This window comes from Nocardioides lianchengensis, assembly GCF_900101465.1.
Lineage (GTDB): Bacteria > Actinomycetota > Actinomycetes > Propionibacteriales > Nocardioidaceae > Nocardioides > Nocardioides lianchengensis.
In genome coordinates this window covers 100096-116581 of the sequence record NZ_FMZM01000016.1, presented here as the reverse complement: position 1 = coordinate 116581, position 16486 = coordinate 100096, and the positions used below count along the sequence as shown (strand labels likewise).

Sequence of the window (16486 nt, the reverse complement as noted above, 5' to 3'; positions counted from 1 at the left end):
TTCCCGTCTTTTCACTTCTGGGTTTCGAGACGTGACTTCATCCCTCCTCAGCCACCGGCTGAGGGCGGTGCGCGCCGTCAGCTGGTGCAGTAGCGGGCCAGGGCGGTGAAGGCGTCCTCGGGGACGAAGCCGGTGGCCTCGATCTTGGCAAGGTCCAGCACGCTGTTGGTCGGACGGGGTGCCATGTCCTTGCCGGCGGTGTACTCCGCCGTGCTGGTCGGCGACACGTCGTCGGACGAGCGGCCACTGAGGCGGTAGACCTCGGCGGCGATCTCGTGCCAGGAGGTGACCTTGCCGCCGTTGCTGAGGTTGTAGGTGCCGAAGGCCGCACCGACGTCGAGCAGGTGCTTCGTCGCGCGGGTGAGCTCCGTGGTGAAGGTCAGGCGCCCCAGCTGGTCGTCGACCACGCTGGGCGAGACGCCGTTGCCGGCGAGGGTCTGCATTGTGCGCACGAAGTTCTTGCCGTCGCCGATGACCCACGAGGTCCGCACCAGGTAGTGGCGGGGCGCCAGGCCGACCGCGATGTCACCGGCTGCCTTGGTCTGCGCGTAGACGCCGAGCGGGCTCAGCGGCTCGTCCTCCGTGTGCAGCTCCGCCGTGCCGTCGAAGACGTACTCGGAGGAGTAGTGGACGAGCGTGAAGTGGTGCTCGGCCGCGAGCCGGGCCAGGGTGGCAGGAGCGGTGGCGTTGGCCGCCCAGGCGATCCGGCGCCCCTCGATCGTCTCGGCGGTGTCGACGGCGGTGTAGGCGGCGGCGTTGAGCACCAGCGCGTACTCGTGCCACGGCCACGCCGCGACGGCAGCGGTGTCGGTGAGGTCGAGGACGGTGACGCCCTCGGCGGTGACCATGTCGACCAGGTCGCTGCCGGGGAACTCGGCGTTCAGCGCCCGGCCGAGCTGGCCGTTGGCGCCGATGATGAGCGTCTTCTTCGGAGCCATCCGCTCCGCGTCCGCCAGGGACGGGTTGGTGCGGTCCTTGTCCGAGATCTCGGCCTCCGTGAGCGGGATCGGCCAGGCGATCGCGGCCGTGGCGTCGGCCAGGTCCAGGGCGGGGTACGGGGTCGCGGGGCGCCAGTGCTCGTTGACAAGGTAGGAGTAGGTCACCCCGTCCTCGAGGGTCTGGTAGCTGTTGCCGACGCCGCGGGGCACGAAGACCGCGGTCGCCGGGTCGAGCTCGACGGTGAAGACGGCGCCGAAGGACTCGCCCTCGCGCATGTCCACCCAGGCACCGAAGGCCCGGCCGTTGGCGACGGAGACGAACTTGTCCCACGGCTCGGTGTGGATGCCTCGGGTCGTGCCGCGCTTAGCGTTGAACGACATGTTGTTCTGCACGGGGCCGAAGTCAGGCAGGCCGAGCGCGATCATCTTCTCGCGCTGCCAGTTCTCCTTGAACCAGCCGCGGGCGTCCTCGCGCAGGTCGAGGCGGAGCACGACGAGGCCGGGGATGGGGGTGGTCTCGAGAGTGGGGAGGCTCATGTGGCTGCTTTCGGTGGTGGATTCGAGGCGCCACCGGTCGCTCGCAGTGGTGTCTCGCCGATGATCAGTCTGTTCAGTTGGGCTGTGGTGCCGGCCTCTTGCGGGCTGCGGGGGTCTCGACGGGCGCTCAGCCGCTAGCGCGGCTTCGCTGCTCGACCACCGGCGGACGGATGAACTACTGGCCCTTGGCGGCGTAGGTGGCTTCGGTGGCCTGCTTGGCGGGGCGCCACCAGTCGGCGTGGTCGACGTACCACTGGATGGTGTTGGTCAGGCCCGCCTCGAAGTCGGCGAATTGGGGCTGCCAGCCGAGCTCGGTGCGCAGCTTGGTGGAGTCGATGGCGTAGCGCAGGTCGTGGCCGGCGCGGTCGGTGACGTGGTCGAAGTCGTCGGCAGCCTTGCCGAAGTGCTGGAGGATCATCTCGACGACCTCGAGGTTGTTCTTCTCGCCGTCGGCGCCGATCAGGTAGGTCTCGCCGATCTCGCCCTTGTTGAGGATCGTCCAGACGGCCGAGGAGTGGTCGTCGGCGTGGATCCAGTCGCGGACGTTGAGGCCTGCGCCGTAGAGCTTGGGCCGGATGCCCTCGATGACGTTGGTGATCTGGCGGGGGATGAACTTCTCGATGTGCTGCCAGGGCCCGTAGTTGTTGGAGCAGTTCGAGATGGTCGCCTGCACGCCGAAGCTGCGCACCCAGGCCCGCACCAGCAGGTCGGAGCCGGCCTTGGTCGAGGAGTAGGGGCTGGAGGGGTTGTACGGCGTCTGCTCGGTGAACCGCTCCGGGTCGTCGAGCTCCAGGTCGCCGTAGACCTCGTCGGTCGAGATGTGGTGGAAGCGCACCCCGGCCTTGCGGACCGCCTCCAGCAGCGTGAACGTGCCGATGATGTTGGTCTGCACGAACGGGCTCGGGTCGGACAGCGAGTTGTCGTTGTGCGACTCGGCTGCGTAGTGCACGACCGCGTCGTGCTCGCCGACCAGCGGCTCGACCACCGCGGCGTCCGCGATGTCACCCACGACCAGGGAGACCCGGTCCTCGGGAAGCCCGGCCAGAGACTCGCGGCTGGCGGCGTAGGTGAGCTTGTCGAGGACGGTGACCGTGGCGTCGGTGTGCTCCACCAGGTGGTGGACGAAGTTGGAGCCGATGAAGCCGGCGCCGCCGGTGACGAGGATGCGCTGCATGGGTCGATCCTAGGGATCGGTGTCAGTGACGTGTGCCAAAGGTGTGAACAGCGGGGCAACTCACACACGCGAGGGCCCTGCAGCCCTCTAGGGTTCACCCATGCGTGGAATCATCCTGGCCGGTGGCACCGGCTCGCGGCTGCACCCGATCACCCTCGGGATCAGCAAGCAGCTGGTGCCGGTCTACGACAAGCCGATGATCTACTACCCGCTCTCCACGCTGATGTTGGCGGGCATCCAGGACGTCCTGATCATCACGACGCCCCACGAGGCGTCGCTCTTCGAGCGGCTGCTCGGCGACGGGTCGCAGTTCGGCATCTCGATCACCTACGCCCAGCAGCCGAGCCCGGACGGCCTGGCCCAGGCGTTCGTCATCGGCGAGGAGCACATCGGGTCCGACAAGGTCGGTCTGGTGCTCGGCGACAACATCTTCCACGGCGAGGGCCTGGGCACCCGCCTGCGGCGCTTCGAGGACCTCGACGGTGCTGCGGTCTTCGGCTACCGGGTGGCCGACCCCACGGCGTACGGCGTCGTCGAGTTCGACGAGAAGGGAGTCGCGCTCTCCCTGGAGGAGAAGCCTGAGAAGCCGAAGAGCAACTACGCCGTGCCGGGCCTCTACTTCTACGCCAACGACGTCGTCGGCTACGCCAAGGACCTGAAGCCGTCGCCCCGGGGCGAGCTGGAGATCACTGACCTGAACCGGATCTACCTGGAGGCGGGACGTCTGCAGGTCGAGGTGCTCCCGCGTGGCTCGGCCTGGCTCGACACCGGCACGTTCGACGACATGAACGACGCCAGCAACTTCGTGCGCACCATCGAGCACCGCCAGGGCACGAAGATCGGTGCTCCCGAAGAGGTCGCCTGGCGGCTCGGCTTCATCGACGACGACGGCCTGGCCGAGCGTGCCTCGAAGCTGATGAAGAGCGGGTACGGCGCCTACCTGATGGACCTGCTCGCCGATCACTGACGCGCTCACCCCGGAGAGTTCAGACGCTGCGGCCGTAGTCGTCCTCCAAGCGCACGATGTCGTCCTCGCCGCAGTACTCCCCGCGTTGCACCTCGATGACGACGAGCAGCTCGTCCTCCATGTTGGTGATGCGGTGCGGCTGCTTGAGCTCGACGTCGACGCACTCGCCGGGGCCGACGATCCGGGTCATGCCGTCGACCACGCAGGTGGCCTTGCCCGAGGTGATCACCCAGTGCTCACTGCGGTGGTCGTGGGTCTGGTAGGAGAGTCGCGAGTGCGGGAGCACCTCGATGCGCTTGACCTTGTAGCCAGGCCCCTCGTCGAGGATCTGCCACGAGCCCCACGGTCGCGTGTCGGAATCACCGATCATTTTCGTCAGCCCCCCAGCTGAGTCAGGCGAGCCGCTCGTCCTACGGCTCGTCTCTAGGTGACAGGAACACTAGGGAACGCGAACGGGCTGCGGGGCCGCTGAATCAACTTGTTGAAGAACCTCGGCACAGTTGTTGACGAGGTGAGGACGACCTGTGCACCGGGCGACACAGAAAGGCCTCGCTCGGGCGCTCCGACGTGCGACTGGTTCAGACCACGTCGACCAGGCGGGAGTGCAGGGCCCGCTGAGCCGGCTCGTAGGCCTGGGCCACCTCACCCAGTCCGACGATGACGCAGTCGCGGTCGTCGGGGCCGAGGAAGACCGAGTCGCCGCGCCCCAGGGACACCCGCTCACCGCGCGCACAGCGCACCTCGACCTCGCCGCCGGTGCAGATGAGGATCGACTGCTGGGCGTCGACGACGGCGACGCCGTCGGGATCGGCGTTCGAGACCTGCGTGATGGCGAGCGCGAACTCGACACCCGCGGGACTGAAGACCTCGGTCTCGGCCAGCACGAACTCCGGGCTGACCCGCGCGAGTCGGGCCATCCCGGTCTCGCCGAGGCAGCTGATCAGGCCGTCACGGTCGATGTGCTTCTTGGTGAGGCCGGCGCGCAGGACGTTGTCCGAGGAGGCCATCACCTCGAGGCAGAGCCCCTTCAGGTGGGCGTGGATGATGCCGGCGCCGAGGAAGGCGGCCTCGCCGGGCTGCAGCGTCATCCGATTCAGCATCAGCGAGATGATCACGCCGATGTCGTCGGGATAGTGCCCCGCGACCTCGACGGCGGTCGAGTACGCCCGCTTGATGTCGAGGCCCATCCGCCCGAGCGCACGGCAGGCGCCGACCACCTCGCCGACCTCGGCCGGGGTCACCTCCTGGGAGAGCAACCACTCGACGCGGCGGACGATGCCGGCGAAACCGGGGTCGGCGCGCAGGTCGTCGACGATCCGTTTCGTCAGCGGGGTCTCCAACGGCGAGAGCACCCGCAGGATCTCAGCCGTCGGCCGGAAGCCGATGAGGCTGTCGAAGGTCGAGAGGGCGTAGACCATCTCGGGCTTGTGGTTCGCGTCCTTGTAGACCCGATGCGGGGCGTGGAGGGGGACACCGGCCCGCTCCTCCTCGGCGTACCCCGCCTCGGCCTGCGCCTTGCTGGGGTGGACCTGCAGGGAGAGCGGCTGGTCGGCCGCCAGGACCTTCAGCATGAAGGGCAGATCGCCCGTGAGGTCGGAGAGGGGCTTCGAGCTGCCGTCGCCCGTCAGCGCCGTCGACGGCTGCAGGGCGTGCGTGCCGATCCACACCTCGGCGACACGAGTACCGTCGGGCCGCTCGCCCAGGAAGCGCGGAATGGCATCAGAAGAACCCCAGGGGTAGTTCTGCACGCCGTTGCGGAGCCGGTACATGATTCGAGCCTAGGGGCTGGGACAGCCTTCTGAACTTGATTGGGACGAGCGGAGACCACATTCACAGTCTGCGCCGGTCCAGCACCTCAGCGCCGGCGAAGTCCGGCGAGCGCCGGCTTCACATCCGCGAGGAACACGAGCGCGGCGATGAGGAACGCGATGCTGATGAGCGGGCTGATGCCGAGCCCGATGATCGAGAGGAAGGCGCCCAGCCCAAGCACGATCGTCCAGCCCGGCTTGCTCCACTTGCCGGCGGCGTCGTAGGCCTCGGCGGAGTAGGTCAGGCTCATCACGAAGGCGTAGATCGACACCACGATGATGGCGAAGTTCACCACCAGCAGGACGAGGCTCACCCCGGAGTCGACATCTGGCATGGCGTCAGGGTACTGAACGAACGAGGCCCCGCGGGAATCCCGCGGGGCCCCGACTCGTGCCAGTGGTCAGTCGCCGACCTTGGCGGCGGCCTCGGTGGTCGCCTGGGCCGCGCTGGAGGCGGTCTTCTTGGCCGCGGTCGCGGTCGCCTTGGCGCTGCTCTTCGGAGCGGCGGCCTTCTTGGCGGCCGTCTTCTTCGTGGCGGCGGTGGTCTTCTTGGCCGTCGAGGTCGCCTTCTTGGCGGTCGACTTGGTCGCCTTGGTGGCCTGGGTCCGGGTGGTCTTGGCCTTGGCGGTGGTGGTCTTGGCCGCGGTCGCGGTCGCCTTCGTCGACTCCTGACGGCGGATCCGGCCGACGAGCACCTCACCGCGCTTGGCGAGGTCGCCGTACGCGCTGGTGGCGGTGGCGACGTTGTCGTCGACGAAGCCCTGGACCTTGCCCGGGAAGGTCTTGGCCTCGCCCTGGAGCTCGGCCACGCGGGTCTCGATCGCGGTACGCCGGGCCTTGGCGTCCTTCGAGAGCGCGTCGACGCGGGCGCTGACGACCGTCACGGCCTGGTCGCGGAACGCCTTCGGCTCGAACTCGAAGCCGGTGACCGTCTTCTGGACGTCGGCCACGCGGGTCTGGACGTCCTTCTGGACGTCAACGAACCGCTTCTGGACGTCGGTCACGACGTCGCGGACGGCCTCGACCGCGAGGTCGGCCACGCCGGCGCCGGCGTAGAGGGTGGACTTGATGTCGAACGTGGTCTTGGCCATGTCGATCTCCTTCGGTGGTGGGGCGATGGTCAGGGTGCGTCGACCGGCGGGTCGGGCGACTCCGGCGGTGACGCGGCGGCATTGAGCGCCAGGAAGGACGCATAGACGTCCAGCAGCGACTGCTTCTGGCGCTCGGTGAGCCCGGTGTCGTTGAGGACGGCCAGCTCGACCGACCCGCCGACGCCGTCCTCGGGACTCACGATCCCCGCCCTGATGTAGAGCTGCTCGGCAGAGATCCGCAGTGCCTTGGCGATCTGCTGCAGCACCTCGGCCGAGGGCCGCCGCAGTCCGCGCTCGATCTGGCTCAGGTAGGGGTTGGAGACGCCCGCCTGCTCGGCGAGCTGACGCAGCGAGAGCTGAGCCGTGGTGCGCTGCTCCCGGAGGTAGTCGCCGAGGGTCTCGACGGTCTTGCCGACCTTGCCCTTTGCCATGCCTCCACTGTGCTTGCTGCTGCTAGCAGTTGCAAGCACAGTGGGCGTGAGTCAGGTCGCCAGGGATCAAGACGCCTCTTGAATGCTGGCGAATCGAGGCGAGTCGCCTGCTTGCTGGAGGCAGCGGCCGGAGAGTGTCAGTACGCGCCGCGGCTGGAGAAGACGGCTCCGAAGGTCTTCGCCAGGATCGAGAGGTCCTGGACCATCGACCAGTTGTCGACGTAGTAGAGGTCGAGACGGATCGCCTCGCTCCAGGAGAGGTCGGACCGTCCGGACACCTGCCAGAGGCCGGTCATGCCCGGGCGGACGTGGAGCCGGCGGGCGGTGTCAGCCGCGTAGCTGGCGACCTCGATGGGGAGCGGCGGGCGGGGTCCGACCAGGCTCATCTCGCCCCGGAGGACGTTGAACAGCTGGGGCAGCTCGTCGAGCGAGAGGCGGCGCAGAAGCTTGCCCGGGCGGGTGATGCGCGGGTCGTCCTTCATCTTGAACAGGCCGTTCTCGTACCCCTGCTCGGCGTGCAGCTTGGCCAACAGCTCCTCGGCGTTGGTCACCATGGTGCGGAACTTCAGGCAGCTGAACTCCGCGCCGTCCTTGCCGATCCGGGTCTGCCGGAAGAGCACTGGTCCGCGGTCGAAGAGCTTGATCTGGATCGCAGCGATGAGCATCAGCGGGCTGAAGGCCAAGATCAGGCCCAGGGAACCGGCGAAGTCGAAGAGACGCTTGCCCCAGCGGGACGCGTCGCTCCACGCCGGTGGGTCGATGTGCATGAGCGGCAGTCCGCCGACGGGCCGCACGCGGACCCGCTCGCTCGAGATGTCGGTGACGCTGGGGGCGACGACGACCTGCACATCGTGGTGCTCCAGGTCCCAGACCACCTTGCGCATCTGGTTGGCGGACCCGAGGGCGCCTCCCGCGAAGAAGATGATGTCGGCGCCGGACGCCAGGACCACCGAGGTGGCCTCGTCCGAGTTGCCGAGCACGGGCACGCCGAGGCGGGTCTCCTCGGTGAGGTCGTAGGCGGGGGTGAGGCAGCCGACGACCTGGTATCCCAGCCAGGACTCACGTCGCAGGACGCCGGCGATCTCGTCGATGTGGGACGGCGACCCGGCGATGAGCACGCGATGGCGGAGGACGCCGCGGCGACGTGCGCTGTGGAGGGCGCGGCGCTGGACACCACGGCCGATGAGCAGGAACGGAAGGGCCAAGCCGAAGGCGAGGACAAAGAAGCCGCGGCTCAGGTCGACGTTGGTGATATAGCAGCCGACCCCGACCAGGGCCGCCGCGACGAGACTGGCATTGGTGACCCGCTTGAACTCATCCGTGCCGGCGCCGAAGACGCTTCTCTCATAAGCCCCGTACAGGAACAAGGTGAACAGCCACCCGGCCACGATGAACGGGCCGACCATCGCAACGTCGGCCGAGACATCAGCGGGGCTGTCGAAGAAGCGAAGCTCCTTGCGGCCCAGCACGGCGACTGCGGCGCAGGCGCTAATGATGGCCAGGTCCGCGATGAACGCGGTCGCGGGCAGATACCGCAGCGACCGGCTCGGGGTCGCCGAGATCAGCCGTGCGCGCTGCTCGGAGATGATCGACATTTGGAGGTTCCCCATGGATCCGCCCGGGCGAGGGCGAGTCGAATATGCGGTGGCTTCGTTGCCATACGCATTCTTGATCCAGCGGTGGCAGCCGTGCAGGAAAACTGAGGCATTCTTTGAGTGATGTTGTGCACGTGGGGTGCGCGCAGCCTGAGGAGCCCTAGAAAGGTCTAGTCAGCCTGACTCAGATCAGCCTCGACCATGCGGCCCACGATCTCCTCGAAGGACGTTGTCGGGCGCCAACCGAGCTGCTTCCGCGCCCGGGACGAGTCGCCCGTGAGGTCGGACGGGTCCGCCGGGCGGACGAAGGCGGGGTCGACCCGGACGTGTCTCTCCCAGTCGCTCACCCCGGCTTTCGCGAACGCCGCGGCGACGAACTCGCGGACGCTCCGGCTCTGACCGGTCGCGATGACGTAGTCGTCCGCGCGGTCGGCCCGGGCCGCGCGGACCAGGGCGTCCACGTAGTCGGGGGCCCAGCCCCAGTCCCGGCGGGCGTCGAGGTTGCCGAGCGAGATCGAGTCGGCCTCACCGCGCGCGATGGCCGCGGCGCCGGCGGTGATCTTGCGGGTCACGAACTGCGCCGGGCGTCGCGGGGACTCGTGGTTGTAGAGGATCGCGCTCACGGCGTGCAGGCCGCGGCCCCGGTAGACGCCGGTCATCAGGTGGGCGTACGCCTTGGCGGCGCCGTACGGGTTCACCGGGCGGAGAGGGGTGTGCTCGTCCTGGGGTGAGTGGGCCGGCTCGCCGAAGATCTCGGCGCTCGAGGCCTGGACGAAACGCACGGCGTTGCCGGTGGCCTCCTGGGCTTGGAGGGCGCTCTCCAACAGGCCGACAGCGGCGAGGCCGTTGATGCGGGCGGTGAGGTCGGGCTCCTGCCAGGACCGCGCCACGGAGCTGATCGCGGCCAGGTTATAGATCTCGTCGGGAGCGATCTCGACGACCAGGCTCCGGACCCGGTCGATGTCGGTCAGGTCGCCGCAGTGCAGCACGACCCCGGGCGACGAGGGCGTCGGCTCGCTGGAGAAGGCGAGGGCGTGGACGTCGTACCCCTCGGCCACGAGGCGCTCGGAGAGGTAGCTGCCGTCCTGCCCGCTGATGCCGGTGATGAAGGCGCGGGGCATGTCACCAACCCTGGCGGATGGCGTCGAGGTCGGCCTCGACCATCATCGCGACCAGGTCGGGGAACGAGACCTTGGGCTTCCAGCCCAGCACCTCGCGGGCCTTGCTGGCGTCGCCGATCAGGGTGTCGACCTCGGCGGGCCGCATGAAGCGCGGGTCCTGTCGCACGTAGGGTCCCCAGTCGTCGACGCCGACGTGGGCGAACGCGATGTCCAGGAAGTCTCGGATGGAGTGGGTCTCGCCGGTCGCGACCACGTAGTCGTCGGCCGCGGGCTGCTGGAGCATGAGCCACATCGCCTCGACGTAGTCGCCGGCGAAGCCCCAGTCGCGCTCGGCGTCCAGATTGCCCAGCACGACGTCCTCCTGGAGGCCGAGGTGGATCCGGGCGACCGCCTGGCTGATCTTGCGGGTCACGAACTCCGGGCCGCGGCGCGGGGACTCGTGGTTGAAGAGGATCCCCGACGACGCGTGCATCCCATAGGACTCGCGGTAGTTGATCGTCATGTGGTGGCCGAAGACCTTGCTCACGCCGTACGGCGACCGCGGCCAGAGCAGGGTGCGCTCGTGCTGGGGGGTCTCCTGGACCTTGCCGAACATCTCCGAGCTGGACGCCTGGTAGAAGCGCACGTGCTCAGGTCGGTCGCCGGCGTGCAGCCGCAACGCCTCGAGCAGGTTGAGGACGCCCTTGGCGGTGACGTCGGTGGTGAGCTGGGCGTTCTCCCAGGAGTAGGCGACGAAGGAGACCGCGCCCAGGTTGTAGACCTCGTCGGGATCGGACTCCCGCAGCGCCCTCATGAGGCTCGACATGTCTGTGAGGTCGCCGTAGTGGAGCTTCACGTCCGGAAGGTGCTGCTCGACCAGCCAGCCCTTGGGATTGTTCTGCCCCCGGACGAGGCCGTGGACGTCGTACCCCTTGGAGAGCAGGAGCTCGGCGAGGTAGAGGCCGTCCTGGCCGGTGATGCCGGTGATGAGTGCGCTGGGCATGGGCGGATCATGCCAGTGTTATGCCACCCGGATGGGCCCCGTCGTTCCAATGACGCTAAGTCTGCGAGTAGTCCCTGACTTGTGATCGGGTGGGCAGGTCGGTGTCCGTAACAGACTGCGACCGGTCTCGCCGACTTCCTGCACTTCGGACACCTTCCACGTCTTCGGCACCTGAGTGCGCCTGGCCGGCTATCAGGACTACGTGATCAGGGTGCCGGCCCAGATTGCAGTCGCGAGCGCCGCACTGAGGCCCATCCACAAAGTTCCGACTCGGTCGCGCAGCATGGCGAGTAGGAGCAGCGCGGTTACCGCGTCCATGAGAGCGAGAGCGCTGAGCAGAACCACGAGCTTGAAGTCATCGGAGGAAGCAGACGCCGCAACCAGGACACTGACCGCCGCGACCACGACGATGCTGAAACGGGATGCGTTCGCAGGCAGAAAGCGGAAAGCCATTCTCTGGGCGACTGCGGCGCCGGTTGATGCTGCGAGCCATGCAGCGAGCGCGACGGCTTCGACCCGATGCTCCGCAGCCACCATCGCGGTGATCGCGACAATGAGGATCCCCAGCGTGGTGGTCCCCGCCAGCATGAGGCGAAGAAATCTTCGCGCGGGATCTGGTGACGTCGACGCTTCGTGGACCATGTGCGGCATTACGGCGTTAACGAACGTAGCCGAAATCGACCCCACAACCTTATTGGCGACATTCAAGATCGTCACGCCCGCTGCTGGCAACTGCACTGCGGCGGATTGCATAACGACTTGGGCGCCGTACCCGACAGAGGCCTTACCTAGGAACCAATACGAACCCCGGCTGGCTGCTGGCGTGCCGGGGGCCTTCGTCAGAGCTTCGGCGCCAACGCGACGGGCAAGCATGGCGGCGAGCGTCACAGCGTTGCCGATTGTCAGACCGACCGCCATAGCGGTCATAGCGGCCGCGCTGGTCGGCCACGGAATGACGGCCATGATGGTAGCGAAGGTGTTCGCTGGTAGTGCCACTCCAGATATCCAGAGCGGCTCGCCAATCGACTCAGCAGCGACCGCATTGAACCAGCACAGCGCCTGGAAGGCCGAGTTCAACGCAATGACGAACGCTAGAACCACGAGGTTGCTTGCGAGCCGATCGTTTACGGAGAGCCAGGTCGCCCCACTTACGACGAAGGCGGTGCTCGCCAGTGGCGTAACAACTCTCAGCCGTGCGAGCCCCCGCTTCGAGATCCGTCGCTCGTTCAGCAACATCGGGTACATCAACCCGACGAGCAGGATCAGGATAGGAACAAGGCCTAGTGCGAAAAGGTAGAAGAATGCATCGGTTGCCTCGTCCGCACCTATAAAGGCAAGCACGATGACAAGCTGTAGAACGCCGACACCCTGTGAGGCTAGGGAGATGACGGGACCCCGGAGGAGTTTCCTCACGCGCCGTACTTCTCGACGAAGGCCGCAATGTCGGGAGACGAGAGGTCATCGACCCGTTCGCGGATCACGTCGTCGGGCCACTCCCACCACGCAATGCGCAGCATCGCTGGGATCAGGTCGGGCTCGATGCGGTACTTCAGGTGTTTCGCGCGCACGCCCCCGACGACGGAGTACGGAGCGACGTCCCCTGTGACCACTGCGCCCGCAGCGACGACTGCACCATCCCCAATCGTCACGCCGGACATGACTCGAGCGTGTCGGCCGATCCAGACGTCGTTGCCGACGACGATGTCGCCCTTCGAGCCGGGTTGCCCGTCCTGAAGCTTCCCTGGCAGATCCAGCCTGATGCGAAGCGGAAATGTTGTCACCCAGTCGGCGCGGTGTTCACCGCCCGCCAGGAGTTCAGCTCCGGCAGCGATACTCGTAAAGGCTCCGATGCGCACATGGGCAGTGTCGCCGGTGTAGTAAGCAACGGGTGGCGGGTTTGGGTATGTGTGACGCCCGACTGTCACAACACCCTGCTTCATCAGTTGCAGCACGGTTGGGGGGCGGCCTGGAAGAGGAAGATGCCGTCGAAGGCCCGATGGAGTCCGGCGCAATACACGCCGAGCCAGTGTGCGAGTTCGCCACTTCAAGCTGCTGCTCATGATGGTCACACCGTAGTGGCCGAAGGCAGTGGTGCGCCGTGATCTCGTTCTCAGAGTGGGGCCGGGCATGGACTTTGACTTCGTGGTGTCGACCCTGCCGAACCCGCCTCGAGGCCAGCAGCACAACTCAGGGCTGCCGCGAAGACGCCTGCCAGGAAGTTCACTACGCGATCCGTTCAACCGGTCTGGGCTAGTCGCGGACACGGTCGGCGCAAACTAGCCAGTCGTAACGTCAGTGACCGGGCCGTAGGACGCGAGTGCGATCTGCGGCGACGCAAGGGGCCGGGCTCCGACCGCGCGACCCCGTGACGATCGGCTTGGTGCTCACAGGGTTGGCATCGCTGGCGAAGGCGTTGGTCAGAAACGCGTCACCCTGCGGCAGGGTCAGTTGTGAGGTCGAAACTACCCAACGTCGCGGCGACGTTCAGACAGGCTGCCTCGCGTTCAGGGTTCCGCGCTTCTCGCGCTTGGGGTGGCCATCGTCTTGGTTCTGACCCTCGACCTGTTCTTGGCGGACTTCTGGTCGTGAATTGGCCTCTCGGAGCGCTAGGCCGAGGAGCAGCCACACTACTGGCTGATAGGTGGCGTTCGAGAAGAAGCTCGAGACGAGTACGACGACCAAGGCTTGTCCCGCCACGCCTCGGAAGCGGCGCATCGCCACCAAGATGAAGAGCGCGATCACGGGCACGGCCAAGTACCCACCGTCCACCCAGAACGCCAGCGCCCAGTTGCTGGCAACGCTGTTTCCGGACTCGTCCCCGAGCAGCAACCGACCAGAGACTCCGACGCGCCCACTCGCGCTGATGCCCCACCCGTCCCAGGGGGCCGTGTCGGCCAGTCGCTGCAACGTCTCGTTCTGCTGGATGCGAGCTTGTCGAGAGATGTCCGAGCGGTCCCCGGACACGATCGACGTTAGGCGCTCGACGGCTTGAATGCGGAGTGCGGGCAACGCCGCGAAGGCGATCACTGCCACCGCGCCCAGGACGGCGAGGGTGCGGAACGATCCGGACTTGGTCGCTCGTGGAGCTCGGCGTCTGGAGATGGCTGCCCCGACCAGGATTGCGATGACGGAGACGCCTAACGCAAGCCACGCCGCACGGGCGAAGGCGAGCACGAATCCCCCGGTGGTGACGCCCAGAACGAGGGTTCGCAAACTAGGTCGGTCGCGGAGCAGTCTCCAGGAGAGAACCATTCCGATGGCGCTAAACGTGCCGAGCCAGTCGGGCTCGGGATAGATGCCGTTCGGACGACCAAGGCTGCTGACGTGCGTGTGCAGCGTCTCCACCCGGACGGCCACAAGGCCGACCACCTGGAGCAGGCCTACGAAGGCCGAGGTGAAACAGGCCCACATCAGACCAAGCAACATCAGCTTCCGGTCGTGGTCGTTAGCTGCTGCGGCTACGAGGCCAGCTGACAAGCTAAGAGCGAGCAGCTGGACGGCGAGCAGGGGGTTGTGGGTGAGTTCCCCGTACAAGGCTGTCGTCGCCAGAGGGACGGCGATTAGCGGGATCAGGAAGAGCGGGAGCAGATTCCCGTACTGCTCGCGTCTCCGAGTGGCGAACCAGACCGTTACGACGATCGTGAACAGGTGGAAACCGCCCACTTGAACGGCGACAAGCCCGCCGAGGAAGCCCGTGACTGAGCTGATTGAGTCGCGCGAGCTCCTAGACGTCACGACGAACAGGACCCCAACCGCGCCGGCGGCGATGGCAATGCCCAGCTGCAGAGCCTGGTCGCCGGTCATGCGCGGATGCTATATCGACCCGCTGCTGCCAGGTGGCTCGAATGGCGTCCCTCGCGGCGCGCGAGCAGTCACGCCCTCAGGCCACTGGCTTGATCAGCGTGCTGGGTTGAGTACCGACGCGTGATCTACGGTCGTTGACGCCGATTGCTCGGGTGCATGCGAGTCGCTGAGTCTGCGGTTCTAGACTGCAGCCGTGTGGCATCGACGCCTCGTCGCGGGCGCTGTCGCGACCTTGATGACCGGGCTCCTCGCCGTTCAGGTCTCGCTCACCGGCAGTGAAGCGGGGCCGCTGCTCAGGGTTCTGCCAGGAGGGCACGGCCTCCACGACACCGACCTCGTGTCGCTCGCGATGTGGGCGACCGGAATGGCGAGCGCTTCTTACCTCTGGTTGTCAGCGAAGAGGTGATGCTCGCACCCTAGATTTGGCCACCACGCCGCGAACCTGATGTCTGCCATCCCAAAGACCGGTTCGGGGTGGGTCAAGGGGGTGCCGCACAGCGTCTACGACCAGTCCGCCGCCGCGGTCGAACTAGGCTTAAATTGCGTCGTTGTCCGGAGACTTTGGCGTGTCCGGAAACCCGGGGCGGTCGACCCAGACCGGGCCGACCTGGTCCGCCCTGTCGGCGATGTCGTGGCCGGGCAGCACGACGAATGGCCGCTACCTAGGTCTCGACGCACTCACCCGATTCCAGGCCCTCGTAACCACCGAGTAGAGGGACCACCGAGCCCACCCCATCGCGGCACCCACAGCCTGAACAACAACGAGGGATCAGAACACGTACACCACCAATGAGCGACCGTCGCCTCGTTGCCGTCCCAGGCATGCAGACCTGCGACGTACCCCTCATGCGCCTGATGGGGCCCAGTGGACCCCAGGCGGCGATCCCTGGGGTGTGATCCTTTGCCTACTCACTCCGTTACGCAGTTTTCGGGGGCAGACTCGAAGGCGCACGGGGACCCGCACGACGAGCGAAGCCTGGAGTGATTCACGGTGGCGGACCGCTGTCCCCGATGCGGGCACGATCGTGTCCACGAGCTGCCCGCTGGAGAGCGGGTCAAGAAGCTGGTGCCGGGCATGAAGCCCAAGCGACAGACGTGTGGGGAGCCGACCGAGAGCTGGCCGTGCCCCTGCCGGAGCAGGTACCACAGCGGCATGGACGTCGCGGAGTCCCGCTCGGCGTAGGAGCGGGAAGCAGACCGGGAGGCCGGGGTCGTCGCGAGAGCGGCGGGCCCGGCCTTCGTCGTGCTCGTGCTCGCACGGAGAGGCGAGGGGGGTGCCCGGGTCGCGCACACGGGGATACACGCGACCCGGGACTACCGTCCGAGCTCCCTCCCAAACCCAGAGCTGGGCGGCGGGATCAATCATGGCCAGTGATCTAGTCCGGGCGCTAGTAAAGAGACGTACTCACAGGTAAACCCCTCAGACGGGTCACTGTTTCCCTGGGGTGGTGGGCGCGAGTGGGCGATATGCGGACGGTTGGGGGTCTCGATACGCCCGTTCGTTCCTCACGGGCTACTCGACCAGCGAGGGGAGGCCTGGTTGTTCCTCACGGGCTACTCGACCAGCGGGCAGGGCGCCTGGTCGTTCCGCACGGGCTACTCGACCAGCGAGCAGGGCGCCCGTTCGTTCCTCACGGGCTGCTCGACCGGCGAGGGGAGTTCGGGTTGTTCCTCGCGGGCTACTCGACCGGCGAGGGGGGCTAGGGCGTTTCCCATGGGCTGCTCGACCGGCGAGTGGACGGCTGCGGGGGTCTCGATACGCCCGTTCGTTCTCACGGGCTACTCGACCAGCGAGTTTGCGCTACTCGACCGGCGAGGGTGGGCTGCTCGGGTGGTGAGGGTGTCAGCCGGCCTTTGCGGCGGTGCGGGCCTGGTCGAGCTCGAAGCGCTCCCAGGCGCCCCAGGCCTCGGGGTGGATGGCGTGCTCGCGGCACCAGTCCTCGAACGGGGTGGTGAGGGGCTCCTCGGCGCGCTCGAAGAGCTGACCGAGGTAGAGGTCGAAGGACGCCATGGAGCAGGAGTGCCCGAGTGTGACGTG

Annotated in this window: 15 protein-coding genes; 1 reads left to right on the top strand and 14 read right to left on the bottom strand. The window is 67.2% G+C overall.

All coding sequences use genetic code 11. The features are described from left to right. Positions 1 to 77 precede the first annotated feature (77 nt). Together BLT76_RS23475 and rfbB are read right to left on the bottom strand one after the other, a co-directional pair. Positions 78 to 1475, bottom strand: a complete 1398-nt coding sequence (locus BLT76_RS23475) for a sugar nucleotide-binding protein (protein ID WP_090860732.1) — start codon at positions 1473 to 1475, stop codon at positions 78 to 80. A 175-nt stretch (positions 1476 to 1650) separates the two neighbouring features. Next, a complete protein-coding gene (rfbB, locus tag BLT76_RS23470) occupies positions 1651 to 2649 on the bottom strand; it encodes a dTDP-glucose 4,6-dehydratase (RefSeq protein WP_090860731.1) in 999 nt (332 codons plus the stop codon). 100 nt (positions 2650 to 2749) lie between these two features. Here rfbB and rfbA point away from each other — a divergent pair, with 100 nt between their 5' ends. After that, positions 2750 to 3616, top strand: coding sequence for a glucose-1-phosphate thymidylyltransferase RfbA (rfbA, locus tag BLT76_RS23465; RefSeq protein ID WP_090860730.1), 867 nt, complete (start codon positions 2750 to 2752; stop codon positions 3614 to 3616). Between the two features lie 19 nt (positions 3617 to 3635). On the opposite strand, the gene BLT76_RS23460 is transcribed toward rfbA, so the two are convergent. The 12 genes from BLT76_RS23460 to BLT76_RS26000 all read right to left on the bottom strand — a co-directional run bounded on the left by BLT76_RS23460 (position 3636) and on the right by BLT76_RS26000 (position 16459). After that, positions 3636 to 3986, bottom strand: coding sequence for a phosphomannose isomerase type II C-terminal cupin domain (locus BLT76_RS23460; protein ID WP_090860729.1), 351 nt, complete (start codon positions 3984 to 3986; stop codon positions 3636 to 3638). Positions 3987 to 4194: 208 nt separating this feature from the next. Next, positions 4195 to 5385 (bottom strand): mannose-6-phosphate isomerase, class I, encoded by a 1191-nt coding sequence (manA, locus tag BLT76_RS23455; protein ID WP_090860728.1) that lies wholly within the window; start codon positions 5383 to 5385, stop codon positions 4195 to 4197. Between the two features lie 86 nt (positions 5386 to 5471). Next, positions 5472 to 5759, bottom strand: a complete 288-nt coding sequence (locus tag BLT76_RS23450) for a DUF2516 family protein (RefSeq protein WP_090860727.1) — start codon at positions 5757 to 5759, stop codon at positions 5472 to 5474. 66 nt (positions 5760 to 5825) lie between these two features. After that, on the bottom strand, positions 5826 to 6515 hold the full coding sequence (locus tag BLT76_RS23445) for a hypothetical protein (RefSeq protein WP_090860726.1): 690 nt from the start codon (positions 6513 to 6515) through the stop codon (positions 5826 to 5828). A 29-nt stretch (positions 6516 to 6544) separates the two neighbouring features. Further along, positions 6545 to 6946, bottom strand: a complete 402-nt coding sequence (locus BLT76_RS23440) for a helix-turn-helix domain-containing protein (protein ID WP_090860725.1) — start codon at positions 6944 to 6946, stop codon at positions 6545 to 6547. Between the two features lie 137 nt (positions 6947 to 7083). Then, on the bottom strand, positions 7084 to 8541 hold the full coding sequence (locus tag BLT76_RS23435) for a sugar transferase (protein ID WP_170867227.1): 1458 nt from the start codon (positions 8539 to 8541) through the stop codon (positions 7084 to 7086). A 170-nt stretch (positions 8542 to 8711) separates the two neighbouring features. Continuing rightward, positions 8712 to 9662 carry a GDP-mannose 4,6-dehydratase gene (locus BLT76_RS23430; protein ID WP_090860723.1) on the bottom strand — a complete coding sequence of 317 codons (951 nt, stop codon included), beginning with the start codon at positions 9660 to 9662 and terminating at the stop codon, positions 8712 to 8714. A gap of 1 nt (position 9663) precedes the next feature. Continuing rightward, the gene (gene gmd, locus BLT76_RS23425; RefSeq protein ID WP_090860722.1) at positions 9664 to 10644 is read right to left on the bottom strand and encodes a GDP-mannose 4,6-dehydratase; all 981 of its coding nucleotides are present in this window, start codon (positions 10642 to 10644) and stop codon (positions 9664 to 9666) included. A 198-nt stretch (positions 10645 to 10842) separates the two neighbouring features. Continuing rightward, complete coding sequence (locus tag BLT76_RS23420) at positions 10843 to 12057, bottom strand: hypothetical protein (RefSeq protein ID WP_090860721.1); 1215 nt, start codon at positions 12055 to 12057, stop codon at positions 10843 to 10845. Next, a complete protein-coding gene (locus BLT76_RS23415; protein ID WP_211753193.1) occupies positions 12054 to 12596 on the bottom strand; it encodes a CatB-related O-acetyltransferase in 543 nt (180 codons plus the stop codon). Before BLT76_RS23415 ends, BLT76_RS23420 begins: the two co-directional genes overlap by 4 nt. 532 nt (positions 12597 to 13128) lie before the next feature. Further along, the gene (locus BLT76_RS23410; RefSeq protein WP_090860720.1) at positions 13129 to 14448 is read right to left on the bottom strand and encodes an O-antigen ligase family protein; all 1320 of its coding nucleotides are present in this window, start codon (positions 14446 to 14448) and stop codon (positions 13129 to 13131) included. 1843 nt (positions 14449 to 16291) lie between these two features. Continuing rightward, positions 16292 to 16459: a hypothetical protein gene (locus tag BLT76_RS26000; RefSeq protein WP_170867226.1), complete on the bottom strand. Its 168-nt coding sequence runs from the start codon at positions 16457 to 16459 to the stop codon at positions 16292 to 16294. Positions 16460 to 16486 lie beyond the last annotated feature (27 nt).